14 protein-coding genes are annotated in these 17,053 nt (G+C 40.0%); 9 read left to right on the top strand and 5 right to left on the bottom strand.

Going from position 1 to position 17,053, the window contains the following annotated elements; genetic code table 11:
- Positions 1-100 precede the first annotated feature (100 nt).
- Positions 101-2,134 carry a carboxy terminal-processing peptidase gene (locus tag Q0A08_RS23525; protein ID WP_438463961.1) on the top strand — a complete coding sequence of 678 codons (2,034 nt, stop codon included), beginning with the start codon at positions 101-103 and terminating at the stop codon, positions 2,132-2,134.
- 59 nt (positions 2,135-2,193) lie between these two features.
- On the opposite strand, the gene Q0A08_RS23520 is transcribed toward Q0A08_RS23525, so the two are convergent.
- A complete protein-coding gene (locus Q0A08_RS23520; protein WP_438463960.1) occupies positions 2,194-2,403 on the bottom strand; it encodes a DUF2788 domain-containing protein in 210 nt (69 codons plus the stop codon).
- 32 nt (positions 2,404-2,435) lie between these two features.
- Between Q0A08_RS23520 and ybfE the strand changes: the two genes are divergently transcribed.
- The gene (gene ybfE, locus Q0A08_RS23515; RefSeq protein ID WP_438463959.1) at positions 2,436-2,768 is read left to right on the top strand and encodes a LexA regulated protein; all 333 of its coding nucleotides are present in this window, start codon (positions 2,436-2,438) and stop codon (positions 2,766-2,768) included.
- A 23-nt stretch (positions 2,769-2,791) separates the two neighbouring features.
- Here ybfE and Q0A08_RS23510 read toward each other — a convergent pair whose 3' ends face one another.
- Entirely contained in the window at positions 2,792-3,865 is a 1,074-nt protein-coding gene (locus Q0A08_RS23510) for a methyl-accepting chemotaxis protein (protein ID WP_438463958.1), read from the bottom strand.
- Between the two features lie 73 nt (positions 3,866-3,938).
- Here Q0A08_RS23510 and Q0A08_RS23505 point away from each other — a divergent pair, with 73 nt between their 5' ends.
- The 3 genes from Q0A08_RS23505 (at position 3,939) to Q0A08_RS23495 (ending at position 6,811) form a co-directional block, all read left to right on the top strand.
- Positions 3,939-4,517, top strand: a complete 579-nt coding sequence (locus tag Q0A08_RS23505; protein ID WP_438463957.1) for a thymidine kinase — start codon at positions 3,939-3,941, stop codon at positions 4,515-4,517.
- Positions 4,518-4,519: 2 nt separating this feature from the next.
- Positions 4,520-5,422 carry a recombination-associated protein RdgC gene (locus tag Q0A08_RS23500; protein WP_438463956.1) on the top strand — a complete coding sequence of 301 codons (903 nt, stop codon included), beginning with the start codon at positions 4,520-4,522 and terminating at the stop codon, positions 5,420-5,422.
- A gap of 222 nt (positions 5,423-5,644) precedes the next feature.
- Entirely contained in the window at positions 5,645-6,811 is a 1,167-nt protein-coding gene (locus Q0A08_RS23495) for a cation diffusion facilitator family transporter (RefSeq protein WP_438463955.1), read from the top strand.
- 66 nt (positions 6,812-6,877) lie between these two features.
- Here the strand turns inward: Q0A08_RS23495 and Q0A08_RS23490 are convergent, their stop codons facing one another.
- Complete coding sequence (locus Q0A08_RS23490; RefSeq protein WP_438463954.1) at positions 6,878-8,239, bottom strand: DNA recombination protein RmuC; 1,362 nt, start codon at positions 8,237-8,239, stop codon at positions 6,878-6,880.
- Positions 8,240-8,301: 62 nt separating this feature from the next.
- On the opposite strand from Q0A08_RS23490, the gene Q0A08_RS23485 reads away from it, so the two are divergent.
- Genes Q0A08_RS23485 through Q0A08_RS23475 form a run of 3 tightly spaced genes read left to right on the top strand, consistent with a single transcriptional unit; the run spans position 8,302 to position 12,385 of the window.
- Positions 8,302-8,916 (top strand): YigZ family protein, encoded by a 615-nt coding sequence (locus Q0A08_RS23485; RefSeq protein WP_438463953.1) that lies wholly within the window; start codon positions 8,302-8,304, stop codon positions 8,914-8,916.
- Between the two features lie 5 nt (positions 8,917-8,921).
- Positions 8,922-11,741 carry an RNA polymerase-associated protein RapA gene (gene rapA, locus Q0A08_RS23480; RefSeq protein WP_438463952.1) on the top strand — a complete coding sequence of 940 codons (2,820 nt, stop codon included), beginning with the start codon at positions 8,922-8,924 and terminating at the stop codon, positions 11,739-11,741.
- 5 nt (positions 11,742-11,746) lie between these two features.
- Positions 11,747-12,385, top strand: a complete 639-nt coding sequence (locus tag Q0A08_RS23475; RefSeq protein WP_438463951.1) for an RluA family pseudouridine synthase — start codon at positions 11,747-11,749, stop codon at positions 12,383-12,385.
- Between the two features lie 62 nt (positions 12,386-12,447).
- On the opposite strand, the gene Q0A08_RS23470 is transcribed toward Q0A08_RS23475, so the two are convergent.
- Positions 12,448-14,148 (bottom strand): methyl-accepting chemotaxis protein, encoded by a 1,701-nt coding sequence (locus tag Q0A08_RS23470; RefSeq protein WP_438463950.1) that lies wholly within the window; start codon positions 14,146-14,148, stop codon positions 12,448-12,450.
- 299 nt (positions 14,149-14,447) lie between these two features.
- On the opposite strand from Q0A08_RS23470, the gene Q0A08_RS23465 reads away from it, so the two are divergent.
- The gene (locus tag Q0A08_RS23465) at positions 14,448-15,671 is read left to right on the top strand and encodes a hypothetical protein (protein ID WP_438463949.1); all 1,224 of its coding nucleotides are present in this window, start codon (positions 14,448-14,450) and stop codon (positions 15,669-15,671) included.
- A gap of 54 nt (positions 15,672-15,725) precedes the next feature.
- Here the strand turns inward: Q0A08_RS23465 and Q0A08_RS23460 are convergent, their stop codons facing one another.
- A complete protein-coding gene (locus tag Q0A08_RS23460; protein ID WP_438463948.1) occupies positions 15,726-16,823 on the bottom strand; it encodes an HD-GYP domain-containing protein in 1,098 nt (365 codons plus the stop codon).
- Positions 16,824-17,053: the final 230 nt, after the last annotated feature.

Below are 17,053 nucleotides of genomic sequence, written 5' to 3'. Positions count from 1 at the left end.
TAAGTAAATAATTAATAGTTTTGCGTAGATTAGCTGGCCATAAACGAATGAGTCTAATATGATTTCAACATGCGCCAGACTCAACTTTAAAGAGACAAATATGCCGAGAAAATATAAACGACTATTGTTAAGCCTTCTCACAGGGTGTGCGTTAGCATCACCTTCACTTCAGGCTTTCGACGAACTTAAGCCACCAGCTGAGTATAAAAAAGTATCGATTCAGTTAGTCGAAATGTTAGAAGGTATTCACTATAACAAAACTCAAGTCGATGATCGAATTTCAAGCCTCGCGTTTGATGCCTATATAGACTCTTTAGACCCTAGTAAAAGTTTTTTTCTGGCTGAAGATATTAAGCGCTTTGAAGAGTATAGATACCGCTTTGACGACGCGATCACCTCTGGTGATGTCAGCGATGCGTTCGTCATATACAACTTATATTCCCAGCGTGTTGAAAGCAGATTAAACAAAGTCATCGAAGACATGCCAAGCATGATAGAAGCGTTTAACTTTGAAAAAGATGAAACCTTCAATGCAGACCCTGATCAAGCGACTTGGGCAAAGACAGAGCAAGAGCTTCAAGAAACTTGGCGTAAACGTATTAAAAATAGAGCACTGACTCTGCGCCTAAACAGTCAGGAAGAAGATAAAATTGAAACCTCCCTGACACGTCGTTATAGCAACCAATTACACCAAATTGAACAAACTAATTCGATTGATGTTTATCAAATTTTTGCCAATGCTATTACCGAAGCATTTGACCCTCATACTAGCTACTTTGCCCCAAGAGCATCAGAAACCTTCAGTATCAACATGAGCCTCTCCCTTGAAGGCATAGGTGCTGTTTTACAGCAAGAAGATGAATACACACAAGTTGTTAGATTAGTGCCAGCGGGTCCAGCTGATAATCAGGGAGAGCTTAAACCAAATGATAAAATTGTTGCGGTAGGCCAAGAAGGCAAAGAAATGATCGACGTCGTCGGCATGCGCCTTGATGATGTTGTCGATATGATACGCGGCGAGAGAGATACTAAAGTTTTATTAGAAATCATTCCTTCCAATGGTGATGGCCAAAGCAATAAAATCATCACAATTGTACGTAAAAAAGTAAAACTTGAAGATCAGTCAGCTAAAAAAGAAATTGTTGAAGTTGAAAGAAATGGCGACATTTATAAAGTAGGCGTTATTCAGCTGCCTACCTTCTATTCTGACTTTGCAGCTATTAAGGCTGGCGATCGTAACTATAAAAGCTCAACCAGAGACACAAAAAACCTCATAGAAGAACTGAGACAAGATGGCATAGATGCATTAATTCTTGATCTTAGAAACAATGGCGGCGGCTCTTTACAAGAAGCAAATGCATTGACTGGCCTTTTCATTCCAGCAGGTCCTGTGGTTCAAATTCGAGATTCTGCCGGTAGAGTGAGTATTTTGGGCGACCAAGATAGAAGCGTCACTTATAGTGGCCCTATGGCTGTTCTCATCAATAGGATGAGCGCCTCAGCGTCTGAAATTGTCGCTGGTGCCATTCAGGACTATGGTAGAGGCCTAATCTTAGGCGGCCAATCTTTTGGTAAAGGGACGGTGCAAATTCTACAGGACTTAGATCAAGGTAAACTTAAAATCACCCAGTCTAAGTTTTATCGTGTCTCAGGAGAAAGTACTCAGCATAAAGGAGTCATGCCAGATATCGCATTTCCATCCATGCTAGACGAAAACAGCGTGGGTGAAAGTGCGCTGGATAATCCATTACCTTGGGATAAAATCATGGAGACTCGTTACCCAGTGTATTGGGATATTCCAAACTTTTTACCTGAGTTAGAGCAACGACATAATCAAAGAGTTGAGAAGAACCCAAACTTCATAGCACTCAGTGAGCAGCTTGATCAAATAAAGGAACAGTCAGATAGATTTAGCGCCATTTCCCTCAATGAAATAAACAGAGTTGAGCAAAGGGAAGAGAGTGAAGAAACTCAGCTAAGTCGAGAGAATACTCGCCGTGAAGCCCTAGGTTTAGAGCTCATCACATCTTTAGATGATATCAATGATGAAGATGCAGAAGACATTTATTCTAAAGAAGCATCTGAAATCTTGTTAGACTTTATCGGCATGAATCAACGCCAACAAAATCAATAACAACTAACATATGAAATGACTCGTGCTATAGCGACGGGTCATTTCTAGTTAAATTAATTTTAAAGTTTTACCCCTAAAATTAACTCTACAATCACACCTTTCATTACAAACCCAAACACACCTAGGCCTAAACCACCAAGAATTACAAAAGTTCCTAGCTTTCCAGCATTGGATTTGCGCGCTAAATCAAACATAATAAAGCCCATAAAAATCACTATACCAGTTACACAAACTGTCAACATAATGGATTCTATTTCTTCTATTTCCATAACAATCTAACGACCTCAGATATTATATTCAAATGGCAAAATCTTCTTCAGACCGCAATACTATAGATTTATTTTCTAAAACACGAGGCCGTCCTAAGACTCGTCCCTTAACAAGAAAAGACCAACTTAAAACAAACAAACGAAATCAACGACTTAAAGAAAAAAAGCAAGGACTTAAACGAGTAGAAATTACACTTAAAAATGATGTTTTAGAAATGCTTGATCAACTCTGTGAGCAAGAAGGCATGAAAAGAGCGGAATGGATAGTACAACAAGTCGCTCTTGCGCACGCCAAACCGAAAGCTAAAAAACGACCAAAAACCTCGATAAACACTGCTGAAACCATAAAGCCCACTTCTGATTAAAGTGGGCTTTAGGTAAATCTAACTTAAGACTCTAACTGAGTTAATAAGTCTATAACACGACGACTTGATGCTTCCATTTTAGCAAGGTGACCAATCCCTTTTTCCAATTCACCTTCTTGCTTAGATGAAACAGCAGCCAAACCATGCTGATGAAAATCTGCATGCACTTCGCCTAACTGCTTAAAGGAATGGTTACCAGCAAACAAAGCGCGCCCTTCTCCTTCATACCATTGCCCTAAACGACATTGAGTATGATCTGCAAAGTCATGATGAGAACTCGCTGATTGTTCAACAAAATAGCGGTGAACATTCGCTTTCCAAACCATGTGATCCATTTTTGCTGTATGCAACATGCAATGAACACTCTGTTTATCAACAGTAGACTGGGTATCTAAAGCTTTATTAAAGACAGTTTTAACCCCTTTAAAGGTCTCGTCTGTACTTTCTACCAATTTATTACACCCAGACACAACTAGGTTGATATGACCATCGGCGATGCCTGTGTTACGCTCAATCGACTCGACCAACTGCGCAATCTCAGAACTTGCATCACCGGCTTTTTGCGCCAAAGACCGTACCTCATCAGCAACAACAGCAAAACCACGACCCTGCTCACCAGCTCGTGCAGCTTCAATTGCCGCGTTCAGAGCCAAAAGGTTTGTTTGCTCAGAAATGCCGCTAATAATTCCGACAAATTGTGTGATATTACTGGCAAGAGTTTTAAGCTCAGTCACACTGTCATTACTCTCACGAGCACCGTCTTGAATTCGCTTAATTTCTGTTTCAAGAGTCTGCATAGCGACATTACTGTTATCGGCGAGTTGACTAAAGTCAGCCAAGTTTGCTTTCTCTTGACTTAGATCTACCAAACTATTTGATAAGGATTCACGCATAGTATCAAAAGGAGACATAGCTTCTAGATACATAGATTCTAATGGTGATGCCTTCTTACGGGTTAACAAGTCTTCCAATTCAGCAAGAGATTGCTGGTATTTGCCCTGTAATTGATCAAGTTCTGTCGACAAACCAGCGCAATCAAGCTGACTCGCTTCAAGTTTTGACTCTAATTCAGTAACTTGCTTCGCTTTTCCCCACATATAATCCCCTATCATGGTGTATTTGTTATACTCTGCAACCAAACTAAACTAACACTTTGATATATATAAACCTATGGCAAAATTGTATTTTTATTATTCGGCCATGAATGCCGGTAAATCGACCGTTTTATTACAGTCTGCACATAATTATAAAGAAAGAGGTATGACACCTTTATTATTTACTGCCGCCATTGATGACAGGGAAGCTATTGGTAAAATAGCCTCTCGTATAGGTATTGATGCAGACGCACAAACATTTAAACCAGATACAGACCTACTTGAAGAGATTCGTCTACTTGCGAACAAAAGCAGACTTGATTGTATTTTAATCGATGAAGCTCAGTTTTTAACTGAAGCTCAAGTTTATGCCCTATCTGAAGTGGTTGATAAGCTCAAAATTCCCGTTTTAGCTTTTGGTATCAGAACTGACTTTAAAGGCCAATTGTTCGAAGGTAGTAAAGCATTACTGGCTTGGTCCGATAAGTTAATTGAGCTAAAGACTGTTTGCCATTGTGGCAGCAAGGCGACTATGGTGATACGCATTGACGGTGAAGGTAACCCACTACGTGAGGGGGAACAGGTCGAAATTGGTGGCAATAGCCGTTACATTTCAGTTTGCCGTAAACATTTTAAAGAGGCGGTTGTAGATTAATTATGTGGTTTAAAAACGTACAGTTCTTTCAGTTAACAGACATAGATGCAATTGATACAAACGAGTTGATAGACAAGCTGGCTGATTTCCCCCTGAAGGAATGCGGTAGCCAAGAAGAATACTCTTTTGGTTGGATGCCTTTAATCAGAAACAGCGAACAATGGTACTTAGCAAGTAACAAATGCCTTTTAATTCGAGCTGGAAAAGAAGAAAAAGTACTGCCCTCATCCGTCGTTCGTGAAGAGCTTGAAACCAAGATATCTGAAATCGAACTAATGGAAGGCCGTAAAGTGGGCCGCAAAGAAAAATCTGACATCAAAGATGAGCTTGTTTTTACATTAAGACCCAAAGCCTTTTCTAAACGTTCAGACATTTGGGCGTATTTAGATATAGAAGCAAAACTACTGGTCATTAACAGTACTAACGCCTCTATGACAGAACTTTTGTTCAAACAATTGCAAACAACACTTGGCAGCTTCCCTATGGCACCACTTATGGCACAGGAATCACCAAGTGGCCTAATGAGTAATTGGCTATTAAAAAATGAGTTGCCAGCAAGCCTTAATACAGGTGAAGAATGTGAGATACAAGATGGGTCCGAAGAGAAAGCTAGTATCCGCTTTAAAGCATTAGAGCCATTATCTGAGGATGTTACTCGTCACATTGAGCAAGGTATGCGCGTTAAAAGCCTAGCCCTAAAATGGACGGAAAAGCTAAATTTTGTGCTCCATGATGACCTATCATTACGTAAGATTAAGTTCGATGACACAATCAAAGAGCAAGCCTTTAATGACTCTCAAGGTGGTGGACTTTCAGATTTAGATGCTAACTTTGCGCTTATGTCTCTCGAACTACGTCAGTTTTATGATTCTTATAAACTTTGGTTTGATATCCAAGAGAAGTAAGCAAGGACAAAGAGCTGAACTATACTCATATAGTTCAGCTCATAAATGCAAGATCTCAGAATTAAGCACAAAGCTGTTAGCTTTTTCCACAGTTTAGGTGGATAAGTTGGGGAGAAATACAGGCAAGCTAGAGCAGCTCTAGCATCCCTCTTAATGCAAGCAATTTATTAATCTTTTTTTAGTCTTCTTATCTCACCTTACCTTAAAAACAAATTAAATAAAATGAATAAAATTGAAACGGAACAAAGGCTTGCACAAAAAGTAACCTTAATTGGTGGCGGCATTGATGCATTATTAGGTATTTTAAAAATTCTCGCTGCAAGTGTTTCTGGCTCTCAGGCATTAATGGCAGATGGCATACATAGTCTTTCTGATTTACTCACAGATCTGATGGTTTTGATAAGTTTCAAGATCTCCCGCCAATCCCCAGATAAAAACCACCAATTTGGCCACCTTAGATTTGAATCTCTGGGTAATCTTTTACTTGGTTTTATCCTATTACTCGTTGCACTAGGCATAGGTTTAGATTCTATTTTGCGCGACAGTCACAGCCAGATAACTTGGCTTGGTGTAAGCACTCTGATTGCCACCATTATCTGCAAAGAAGCTATTTTCTTTTACACAAAAAAAGCAGGAGACAAAATACAAAGCCAATTACTCATTACCAATGCTTGGCATAGCCGCACTGACTCCCTTTCCTCAATGGTTGTATTAGTCAGTATGCTAGGTACTTATTTAGGTCACGCTTGGCTAGATAAAGTCGCCGCTATCGTCATTGCGCTACTCATTTCTAAGATTGCCATCAGTACTATTTGGAAAACACTTGCTGAGCTTATTGATACCGCACCAAATAAAGAAACAATGCACAGCATTATTGAATGTGCCAAAAGTGTAGAACCTCTTGCCATTCCAAGTAAAATCCGAGCAAGAACCATGGCCGGTAAGGTTTATCTCGATATGCGCCTAGAAGTCGATAAACACATTAGTGCCAGTGAAGGTCACTATTTAGGGGAACTGGTTTCTGCCAAGATTCGTCAACATAATGCGAATGTTGAAGATATTCTTATTCACATAGATCTAAATTCTTTGGCAGAAGATGAAAACATTAAACAGGCCATCGCTAAGTTGCCTGCTAGAAACCAAATATTAGCTGATTTAGGTTTCTTATTAAGATCACACAAACACTATATTGACTTAACCAAGGTGCAGCTTGACTATCTCGATACCGGACTTGAGATTAGCCTAACAGCTTACTCTAAATCGCTTAAAGAAAACGAATCAATGGAAAGAGCCTGTGCGGGTGTCGAGATGGACAGTATGAATATTCGCTATGCTAAATCAGTAAACTTACTTTGGAATATTCAGGATGAACTCTTAAACAATAATTAAATGACTAACAGGTGTTTAGCCCTCAATAGGTCACAGTTAACACTTCAAGACATTTCTTCTAGTATCTCATTCAAGTTTATTGTCATCCAAAGCTAAACTTGTTTGAGACTCTTCAAGGTGAGCATTGGGTATTTTCTTATTGGTTTTTGCCCCCATCACTTTTAATTGCTGTGCACGCATCACCAAGTTACCACGTCCAGAATTAAGCTTATTCATCGCATTGTCATAACCTTTTTGTGCCATATTTAGGCGATTACCGACTTCATCCATATCTTGGACAAAGCCAACAAATTTGTCATACATGGCACCTGCCTGCTTCGCAATTTCGACCGCATTTTGACTTTGCTTTTCATTACGCCAAATGTTCTGAATTGTCCTTAAGGTTGCCAGCAAATTAGATGGCCCGACTACGATAATATTTTTATCAAAAGCATCACTAAACACATTTGCGTCTGCTTGAATACCTAGCAAATAAGCCGCCTCAATAGGAATAAACAAGAGTACAAAATCTAAACTTGTCACCCCGGGTAAAGTATCGTAAGCCTTACTACTTAAATCTTTAATATGGCGCTTGATGGCATCCAAGTGCTGTTTTAATGCCTTCTGCTTTTCTTCTTCTGTTTGTGCTTCCACATAAGCAAGATAGCTAATCAAAACCATTTTTGCGTCTATGATAATTTGCTTTCCTTCAGGCAAATTAACAATAACATCAGGCTGTAATCGCCTGCCAGATTCTGTTGTAGTAGAAACTTGAACTTGATACTCCCTTCCCTTTTCTAAACCTGAGCGCTCTAAAACACGCTCAAGAATAACTTCTCCCCAACCACCTTGAATTTTGTTTTGGCCTTTTAGCGCTTGCGTTAATCCTGCGGCATCATCACTAATTCGCTGATTCAGTTGTTGTAGATTTTTAATTTCACGAACCAAGGAGAAACGCTCTTTTGCCTCTGCTTGATAACTCTGCTCAACCTTTTCTTGAAAGTGCTTAATTTGGTTTCCTAACGGATTCAACAAAGAGCCTAACTGCTTTTCATTTTCAGATAGCATCTTGCTCTGCTGTTGCTGCATTATATCTTGCGCAAGTTGTTTAAACTCAACTTCCATCTGACGCTTTTGAGATTGAAACAAGGCATCCTTCTCTTGCCAAACCGTTTGTGCCGCTGCAAATTGTTGCTCCAGAATCAAAGTTTCTTTTTCCATCGAGTGGATTAGCTCAGACTGATGTAAAAGTTTTCTATCAAGTTCTTGATTTTCATTGGCTTGTTTTAGTAATTCTTGTTCACTTTTTTCTTTATCAAGCTGCCACTTACGGCGCATTGAATGTACAATAGATAAAAAAAGCACAATGCAAAGAATGACCCCGATAAAAAAGCCGCTTATCGCCAAAGAAAAAGGCTCGATCATATTCACTATTTGATCATTATTCATTTACTTGCCACCTGCTAAAATCATATATAAATCAATCATCAAAACTATTTATTCAAGTGTACATGGATTATTTCTTAAGCCCAACTGAGCCTCAGCGTTTTGATCTTACTATCAAGAAAAGTCAATTCATCACTCAGGTATGTCGTACCAAAGGGAGAGCCGAGGCAAAAGCATTTATACAGAGCGTGAGAGACAAATTCCCTGATGCCAACCACCATTGTTCAGCATTTGTCGCAGGTCACCCAGACAATGTGCATTTATGGGATCAAAGCGATGATGGTGAACCTAAAGGGACGGCAGGAAAGCCTATGTTAAATGTATTGCAGCATTCAGATTTTGGCGAAACCTGTGTTGTTGTTACCCGTTATTTTGGCGGTATCAAGCTCGGTGCTGGAGGATTGGTACGCGCATATAGTCAAGCAGTACAAGAAGCACTAACAAATACCCAAACCCAACAAATATTTCCAAGAGATAATATACAGCTGAAAATATCCTACGCTTTATTAGGCAAGGTAGAGTATTGGTTAGAACAAAGTGACATTGACGTAATCAATAAACATTTTGATACAGACATTATTTTTGATTTAGCTGTCATACCTAACTCTTGGATAGAACAAAAAGCTATCTTGACCAATTTATGTCAAGGCAGCCTGACCCTTACAAATGTGGATGAATAATTAATATGTACCAAACCGGACAAAGATGGAGTAGCCGTAACGAACCTGATCTAGGTGTCGGCATGATAGTAGAATTAGAATCTAAGTCTTTCACTGTACATTTTGCAGAGTCAGAAATAGATCGCCATTACTCTGTATCACAAACTAGCCTAGTTAGACGTACCTTGACTGAAGGTGACGAACTTTACTTCCAAGATGAAGCGTTTGTTATTGAAGAAGTACGCGAAATTGACGGTCTTGTTGAGTATTTTATTGGAGATGATTGGATAGAAGAATCAATTATTCAGTTCCCTCGCAATGATAAAAATGAAATTGACGCCCTATTGTCTCTTTCTCCTGCGAAACGTATGTGGTTTGACCTACGCCACCAGACGCTAAATCATCAGTCTAAATTAGCCAGCTCTGAAGTTAGGGGCCTAATGGGGTTAAAAGCTGAATTACTACCTCATCAGATCTACCTTGCTCACGATATTGCAAATCGCCCGAAAGCACGTGCACTACTTTGTGATGAAGTAGGTATGGGTAAAACCCTAGAAGCGGGTTTGATTCTTCACCATAGAATGCTAAATGGCCTATGTAAACGCGCACTTATTCTGACACCAACTAACTTACAGCATCAGTGGCTAGTTGAGATGTTACGTCGTTTCCACCAACACTTTTCATTAATTAACGAAACAGCTTACGAAGAAAGCTGGGATGAAGACGCTAATTTATTTGAAGAGCAGCCACTTGTTATTGCACCAATCGATTGGGTAGCAGGTAATGGGAAAGCAGCACAACAAATGCTAAGTGCTGATTGGGACATGGTAATTATCGATGAAGCACACCACTTAAGCTGGAGCCCAGAGGCACCAAGTAACGGTTATCAACTCGCTGCTGCCTTAGCGGCTAAGTCTGAATCTTTATTACTATTAAGTGCTACACCAGAACAAACAGGTGAAGAAGAGCACTTTTCTCGTCTGCAGTTACTTGACCCTGAAAGTTACCATGATTTTTCACAATACCAAGAACAGCAAGCAGACTTTAAGCAAGCCGCTTTGTTAGCAGAACAGCTTTTACCTTTAACACAAGGTAAAGAGCCAGAAGCTCGCCCAGACTGGGACAAATGGTTCGCCCCGTATTTAAAAGAAGTAAGTTCTAAAGAATGGTTTCAGTCTTTAAACACTAAAGATGATGAAACATTTGAAATGGCTGTTCAAGATGCCATTAGCTGGTTGATTGACCGACATGGTACCGGTCGTGAGGTTTTTCGTAACACACGCGCAGCAATTGGCGGATTCCCAGATAGAATACTCACTCACTACCCATTAACACCTAACCCTACTCATAGTTATAGCCAAGACTCTGTGTTCCCGCAGAACAGTTTAGAACAAGCTAAATGGGGTGAAGATCCACGCTGGGAATGGCTAAAAGAATTCTTAGAATGTCAGGCAGATAAAGTTTTAGTTATTTGTCATAGCTCGGACATGGCTCAATGGCTAAGTGAACAGCTGACTTTTGCCGGCTTCCAAAGTGCAGACTTCCATGAACAAATGCCACTTATTCACCGAGATAGAGCAGCAGCCTATTTTGCAGACCCAGACGGCGCGCAAGTATTGGTTTGTTCTGAAATCGGCAGTGAAGGTCGTAACTTCCAATTTAGCCATAACTTAGTTATGTATGATCTACCTGAACATCCAGATTTATTAGAACAGCGTATTGGTCGTCTTGATCGTCTTGGCCAAACCCAAGATGTCAAAATTCATGTACCTTACATCGAAGGCACAGTGCAAGAAAGGCTGTATCAATGGTACCACCTTGCTTTGAATGCATTCTGTCATACGACACCTTGTGGCGACAAAGTAAATCACACCTTTAAAGATAGCTTAGCCAGTTTCTTACAAGGCAATGACGATGACGATACCTTGATTGCTGAAGCTAAAGCTTACCATCAAGCGCTATTGATTCAACTTGACCAAGGACGAAATCGATTGCTCGAGATGACGTCTTGTCGTCCAGAAAGAGCAAAAGAGCTGATTGAAAATATAGAAGAAAACGCATCAGCAGGCTTAGATGAGTATATCGAAAAGGTCACTCACGCATTCAATATCCATACCGATCGTATTGAAAAAGAAGGTGATGAAAGCGAATGGTTCATCCGCCCTTCTACTGACATGATGTTAGAGGCATTACCAGGCATTGAAGAAGAAGGCAAAACCTTAGTTTTAAATCGTCGTAAGGCAAGTCAAAGGGAAGATGTGGCTTTTGCCACATGGGAGCACCCATTAATTTCTATGCTGATGGATGAAGTCCATACTTTTGATTCAAGCAAGCTAACAGCATCGACTATGCCTATTGCTGCATTACCTGAAGGTACTGTACTAATAGAAAGCCTATTTGTGATTGAAGCAAGCGCTCATCCGCGCCTAAAACTGAGCCAGTCTTTACCAATGACTCCTATTTGGCAGCTATCTGACGCCAACGGTAAATTTTTACATAGTCAGTTCACCCCTGAGAAATGGGCGGATCGTCTAAAAAGCGTACCTAACCGTGTTGCTGAACAATGGGTTGCAGCCTTGCGCAAAGACCTAATTGAGCTACTACAGAACCACCAACTGAATGCCCATGAGCAGGCTAGGCCGATTATTTCGCAAGCCAAACATGAGTATCAGAGAAAGTGGCAAGGTGAACTAGATCGCTTGATTGAATTACAAAAGCAAAACAACCAAATCAAAGACGAGGAAGTTGAGCGTTTAGAAAACAACTTACAAGAAGGGTTAAGTCGTATTGATGATTGCCAAATTCGCTTAGATGCGATCCGCATTATTCTGACAACAAAACCTTAGTAACAATGCCTGCACACGAGATTTTAAATATTCTCTATGAAGATGAATGGTTCGCTGTCATTAATAAGCCAGCGAACTTTTTATCTGTACCAGGAAGAGGGATAGAAAAACAAGACAGCATCACCCATAGAGCTTTTAATTTGTTCGGTGAAGCTCATGCCGTACATCGACTTGACTACGCCACTTCCGGCCTCATTATCGTAGCAAAAACCTTAGAGTGCCATAAACGCTTATCCGAACACTTTCGTGAAAGGCGCGTACAAAAAGAATATCGAGCAATTTTAAGAGGCCAAGTAGTCGCCAAAGAAGGCACCATCTCTAAACCTCTCATTTGTGATTGGCCTAATCGGCCAAGGCAAATGGTACACAGAGAATGGGGAAAGCAAGCAACAACTCACTGGAAAATCATTCGCCAACAAGATGACAAACAGCATAGTCGTGTTGCTCTTTTTCCTATCACAGGTCGCTCTCATCAATTAAGGGTGCATATGCAGAGTATGCACCACCCAATTTTAGGTGATGAGTTTTATGATGATATGTGCTCTAAGGCAGACAAACGTCTTCACCTACATGCTTACCGTCTTGAATTTAGCCACCCTTTCACCACAGCTTGGTTAAAATTTATCGCTGTTTGTCCCTTTTAAGCACTAGCAACAAAAAAACGCCTATTAAAATTTAATAATAGGCGTCTTATAACACTACCACTTTAATCGTCAGATAACCCTTTCAATTGCTGATTAACCGATTTAACCGCATCCCCAATTTTATCAACCGAGGTTAATAGTTGTTCAGTATCATGGGTATTGTTTTCCGCTACATCAACAATATTACTAATATTACGATTTATCTCGTCACTCACCCTTGTTTGCTCCTCAGCTGCCGCAGCAATCTGGCTATTGAGGTCGTAAATATTTTTAGTCGATTGAGCAATACTCTCAATCATAGCATTCGTTTCATCGGCATTTTCCAAGCTAGAACTCAAACTCTGATTACCTCTGACTATGGTTGTCACCGCCTCTTTCGCACCATCTTGCAGTCGAGTAATCATGGTTTGTATCTCTTCTGTGGATGCTTGAGTACGGCTAGCTAAAGTTCTCACTTCATCAGCAACAACAGCAAAACCTCGCCCTTGCTCGCCAGCTCTCGCAGCTTCTATCGCAGCATTGAGCGCCAGCAAGTTAGTTTGCTCTGCAATGCCACGAATCACATCTAGCACTCCACCTATATTTTGACTATCAGCCTCAAGCTTAGTGACAACATCAGCAGAGAGTTGCATCTCTTTGGATAACGCCTGCACCGCCTGCATATTGGAAACGACTACTTGTTTTCCTTTTTCCGCGTCTTCCTGAGTTTGTTGCGCACTGAGAGAGGCGCTTGATGTTAACTCCGCAACTTGTTGAGCCGTTGTCGTCATCTCATTCATCGCCGTTGCGACCAAATCGGTTTCTTCTTGCTGCCTTACGATTCCTTGCTGAGAGCGCTCAGCCACACCAGCCAAGGACTTAGAAGTACTTACCAATCCACCCACCTGATTAGCAACCACACTTAAGGACGCTTCCATTTTCTCCATAAAGCTATTAAATGCAGTAGAAATTGCACCTAACTCATCATTAACAGAGACATCAAGCCTTTGGGACAAATTACCCTTACCATCTGCTATTCCTTGTAAAGCTTGGCTGACATTATTTAATCTCACAGTAACTAAGCGCTTAAAGGTGAACATAAGAGCTAATAAAGAGACGATAAGAGTAACCACTAAGAAACTAGCTAAGTTTAAGTTAAGCGCATTACCTGCCGCTATTTGCTCATCAATGGGAATCTGTACTTCTAGTACACCACGTACATCACCTAGCTTCCAGCCAGTTTTCGGCGTATCAGGATGAGCGTTATGACAGTTGACACAGCCTTGCTGAGTCATAGTATCGGCAAGGGCAACTCGTACCACTTCTCGCCCGTCAATGTTCTCTACTCTACTCACCGTTGCTCCTGGGTCACTATTTAACTGAGACCAAGCTTTTGCACCAAACTCATCTAACTGACGGTTTTTGCGGTTTGGAAAAGGAAATTGGCTATAAAGCTTTAATGTCATGCCTTGCTTTGAAAACTCATCGCTAAGGTCATGTATGAAGGTGGCAGGTAAAGGTATTTGACTAGCATTAGATTTGTGTTCAAAGTGCGGCTTCATGCTAGATCCAGCCAACACCTTCTTAACAACATTATTAGTATAATAGCCTCGTATGGTTTTATATTGTTGCACCGTGCTAATTGCAGATGGTAAGGCACTATCCTCAGCATTTTCCCGCATAGCAGAAGAAAAGTAAGTTACCAGGACCATTCCCATTATGATAAATATCAAAATAACGGGGACAAACAACTTAACTAGAATACTCTTTGTATATACTTGCATAGCCTTATCCTTTTACATCCATTTACTAAAAATAGAAGAAAACATTAGAATTAAGGCACTAACAGGCTATTTTTATGTAATTAAATGAAACTCTCTTCAAACTATTTTTTATAAATTCTTCCCGAGGGATTTAAAAGCTTATACATTTAAAGGTAGGGATAAAATCCATCTTGATAAAAGCCTTTTTCAGCATTAACTTATAAGCATTAGAAATAACCAGATATCTTTTTAAACATTAGCCACAGAATGTTAACCTTTACCAAACCAACCAAAAAAATATGTCTTTTTAGGGATATGATATGAACAAATTTCAAAAATGTGCATTGGTCATTGTAACGGGTGCCACCTTAGCCGCATGTGGAAGTTCGAGCACCAAACCAGCAGAAGTTGCTGGCAGTATTTCACCTGTAGATGAAAGTGTTCAAGCAGAAAGCATATATAACTCTGCCAAAGCGGATTATGAGCTATGGCTAGGCAAGATGAAGGAAATCGAGCCTTTAGAGCTATATTCAAAAAGCATTTACAAAGAGACTTTAAGCTCTTGGGCTAAAGCGGTTGATGTTTATGAAAATTTTGCAGATGACCCAGCAAAAGCAGTTAAAGATTATTCTATTTTTTCCTCTGGCACTTATGCGGAAGAGTACAACGAGAAATTAGCAATCGTAAAAGTAAATCACGCCAAGCTACTTGAATTGAAGAACAAGGCTGACACCATTCTGGCCGATTCAATTGATCAAATGGAATACCTAGATACGATTGAAGCTGAAAAACATTTTAAACAAAACTACCGTACAGTTAAAAATGCCTATGTTTCTTTATTTGCCTATGTAGCAGATAACGATATTGGTGATGCCCAAAATAAACAAGCGGCATTTTTAAACACAGCCAAAAAGCTAGAAGTGAAAGTAGTTCTTAAAGTAAATATTGAACCTTTAGAAAAAGAAATTGCTCAACTTAAAAAGAGTGGTATAGCGACACTTGCCCCTATCAGCTATAGCAAAGCGACAGCAGAATTATCGCTGGCAACCAGCGAAGTAGAGAACAATGCACGTAACCAAGAGGTTATTCTGGCCGCTACTGAAAAAGTGAAATTTGAGATTGATCACACAACGCAAGTTGCCAATGAAGTTCAACGCTTAAGATCTACTTCTAACCTTAAGTTTGAAGCGGTTGCACTTGAAGTTGAAAACCGTTTACTTGAAATTTCTAAAGCAATTGACGGCTCTGACTTTAGAAACAAGCCAGTACGTGTACAAAAAGACATGATAGTTGAACTGATTGATGAACTCACCAATACAGACACGGCAACAAGACTTGAAAATGAAGTTGCCAGCTTACAAGCCAAACTGGAAGCCAGCCAAAACAAGCTTAGTCAAGAGCAATCATCTTTAGCTGAAGCGAGCAAACAGCAAGAGGTTCTTAGAGAAAGAATCGAATCCCTACAACAGCAATTAACCTTAAAACAATCTTTAGTCGATAAACTAACTAAAGATCTTGCCGATCAAGAAGGGCTAGCTCAATAAGCTTTTGACCCTAAGACAAAGCCAGCATGTTTACCATGCTGGCTTTTTTTATGTTCATCTATTTTTCGCAACCAACACTTTTCTAATCGTTTGATTAAAAACATCTATAAAATGTGGAGGAAATTGCTTTCCACTTTCAAAGTTAATTTTCTGAACCGCTTTCATTGCACTCGACTTATATTCGTTACCGGAAGCTCCCCAGACAAGATCAATGAACTTAACAGCCATAGACAAAACAAAAGCGCCAGGGGGTATCAAAGAGCCGACTAATGCTTCTGGAAAACCGGTCCCATCAAAACGCTCTTCATGGCTTTTAACAATAACAACAGCCTCTTCCCAGCCAGGATGTTTACTAAGAAGCTGAGCGCCAACAATAGGGTGATTTATTTCTGCTGCTATTTTAGCTTGCTCATCATCCTGTGCTTTTAGTACCAAGGCTCTCCCCATACCATGCATATAAGCAGCAGCACTTAATTGGGCTGCATCAACAGGATTACTAAGATCATTATTTATCAAGAGACACAATTTAACGATTCGCTCCCCTCTCTCAGGCGAGTAACCTAATAATTTATTTAACTTGGCAGATAAGGCTTTAAACTGCTCTATATCAGCAATTTGCTCAGTTGAGAACTCGGCCTTTACTAACAATACATCCGTTTCATCATCAGCATCCTGGGCACCTTCTTCTGCTAACAGGGTAAGCACTTTTTCAGCCTTAGTCCCTCTTAAAGCATCGTCTTCAAGATCATATAATTCTGTTAATTGATCCCTCATTAAAACGAGTTGATCATCTTCAACAACATGAGAGCTAAAAAGTTCTCGGAGAATAGCCCCTACCTCTTCTATTATCGTATTCGTAAGTTCACCCAAAGAAACGGTATATGCTATATAGTGCCCTCGCATGCCATCAACGATTTCTTCGAGTTTATGAAGCACTTCAACTAGGGGGTCAAGAAAGCAGACAGAGCAGTTTCCCTTCATACTATGCAATGATCGAAACAAGGTATCTAGCTTCTCAAAAGCAAAGCCCTGATCTTCAATATCATTAATGATCTCTTCAATCTCTAGCTGAGCTTCTTTATAACATTCTACTAAGTCTTTCTTTAGCTCATGATCTAAAGAAGAAAAGTTTTTGCAAACAACTTGCCCCATAATAGATTCACCATCCCGATAAAATGAGAAAACCGATGCTGTTAATCCTATCCCTGTATTTCAAGATTAGATCTTAATGAGTAGTTTTTCTTGTTTTCAATCTGCAAAATTTTAGTTCGATGAACTCTAAAGCTTATTACTAACTTGTGAACGTCCAAAAATTAGGGTCAAGAGCACGTCTTCAAAACTCTAGCTAGCTTCATAAATGTTAATAAAAATTGAATGTTTAG

This window comes from Marinomonas sp. PE14-40 (assembly GCF_051623805.1).
Lineage (GTDB): Bacteria > Pseudomonadota > Gammaproteobacteria > Pseudomonadales > Marinomonadaceae > Marinomonas.
The sequence above is the reverse complement of the archived record's forward strand: the minus strand, read 5'-3'. Positions and strand labels throughout refer to the sequence as shown.

Excerpts from the sequence above, each read along its gene's own strand:
- Q0A08_RS23495 (WP_438463955.1), top strand. The coding sequence starts at position 5,645 with ATGAATAAAATTGAAACGGAACAAAGGCTTGCACAAAAAGTAACCTTA.
- Q0A08_RS23525 (WP_438463961.1), top strand. The coding sequence starts at position 101 with ATGCCGAGAAAATATAAACGACTATTGTTAAGCCTTCTCACAGGGTGT.
- Q0A08_RS23505 (WP_438463957.1), top strand. The coding sequence starts at position 3,939 with ATGGCAAAATTGTATTTTTATTATTCGGCCATGAATGCCGGTAAATCG.
- Q0A08_RS23520 (WP_438463960.1), bottom strand. The coding sequence starts at position 2,403 with ATGGAAATAGAAGAAATAGAATCCATTATGTTGACAGTTTGTGTAACT.
- Q0A08_RS23460 (WP_438463948.1), bottom strand. The coding sequence starts at position 16,823 with ATGGGGCAAGTTGTTTGCAAAAACTTTTCTTCTTTAGATCATGAGCTA.
- ybfE (WP_438463959.1), top strand. The coding sequence starts at position 2,436 with ATGGCAAAATCTTCTTCAGACCGCAATACTATAGATTTATTTTCTAAA.
- Q0A08_RS23465 (WP_438463949.1), top strand. The coding sequence starts at position 14,448 with ATGAACAAATTTCAAAAATGTGCATTGGTCATTGTAACGGGTGCCACC.
- Q0A08_RS23485 (WP_438463953.1), top strand. The coding sequence starts at position 8,302 with ATGGATTATTTCTTAAGCCCAACTGAGCCTCAGCGTTTTGATCTTACT.
- Q0A08_RS23470 (WP_438463950.1), bottom strand. The coding sequence starts at position 14,148 with ATGCAAGTATATACAAAGAGTATTCTAGTTAAGTTGTTTGTCCCCGTT.
- Q0A08_RS23490 (WP_438463954.1), bottom strand. The coding sequence starts at position 8,239 with ATGAATAATGATCAAATAGTGAATATGATCGAGCCTTTTTCTTTGGCG.
- rapA (WP_438463952.1), top strand. The coding sequence starts at position 8,922 with ATGTACCAAACCGGACAAAGATGGAGTAGCCGTAACGAACCTGATCTA.
- Q0A08_RS23510 (WP_438463958.1), bottom strand. The coding sequence starts at position 3,865 with ATGTGGGGAAAAGCGAAGCAAGTTACTGAATTAGAGTCAAAACTTGAA.
- Q0A08_RS23475 (WP_438463951.1), top strand. The coding sequence starts at position 11,747 with ATGCCTGCACACGAGATTTTAAATATTCTCTATGAAGATGAATGGTTC.
- Q0A08_RS23500 (WP_438463956.1), top strand. The coding sequence starts at position 4,520 with ATGTGGTTTAAAAACGTACAGTTCTTTCAGTTAACAGACATAGATGCA.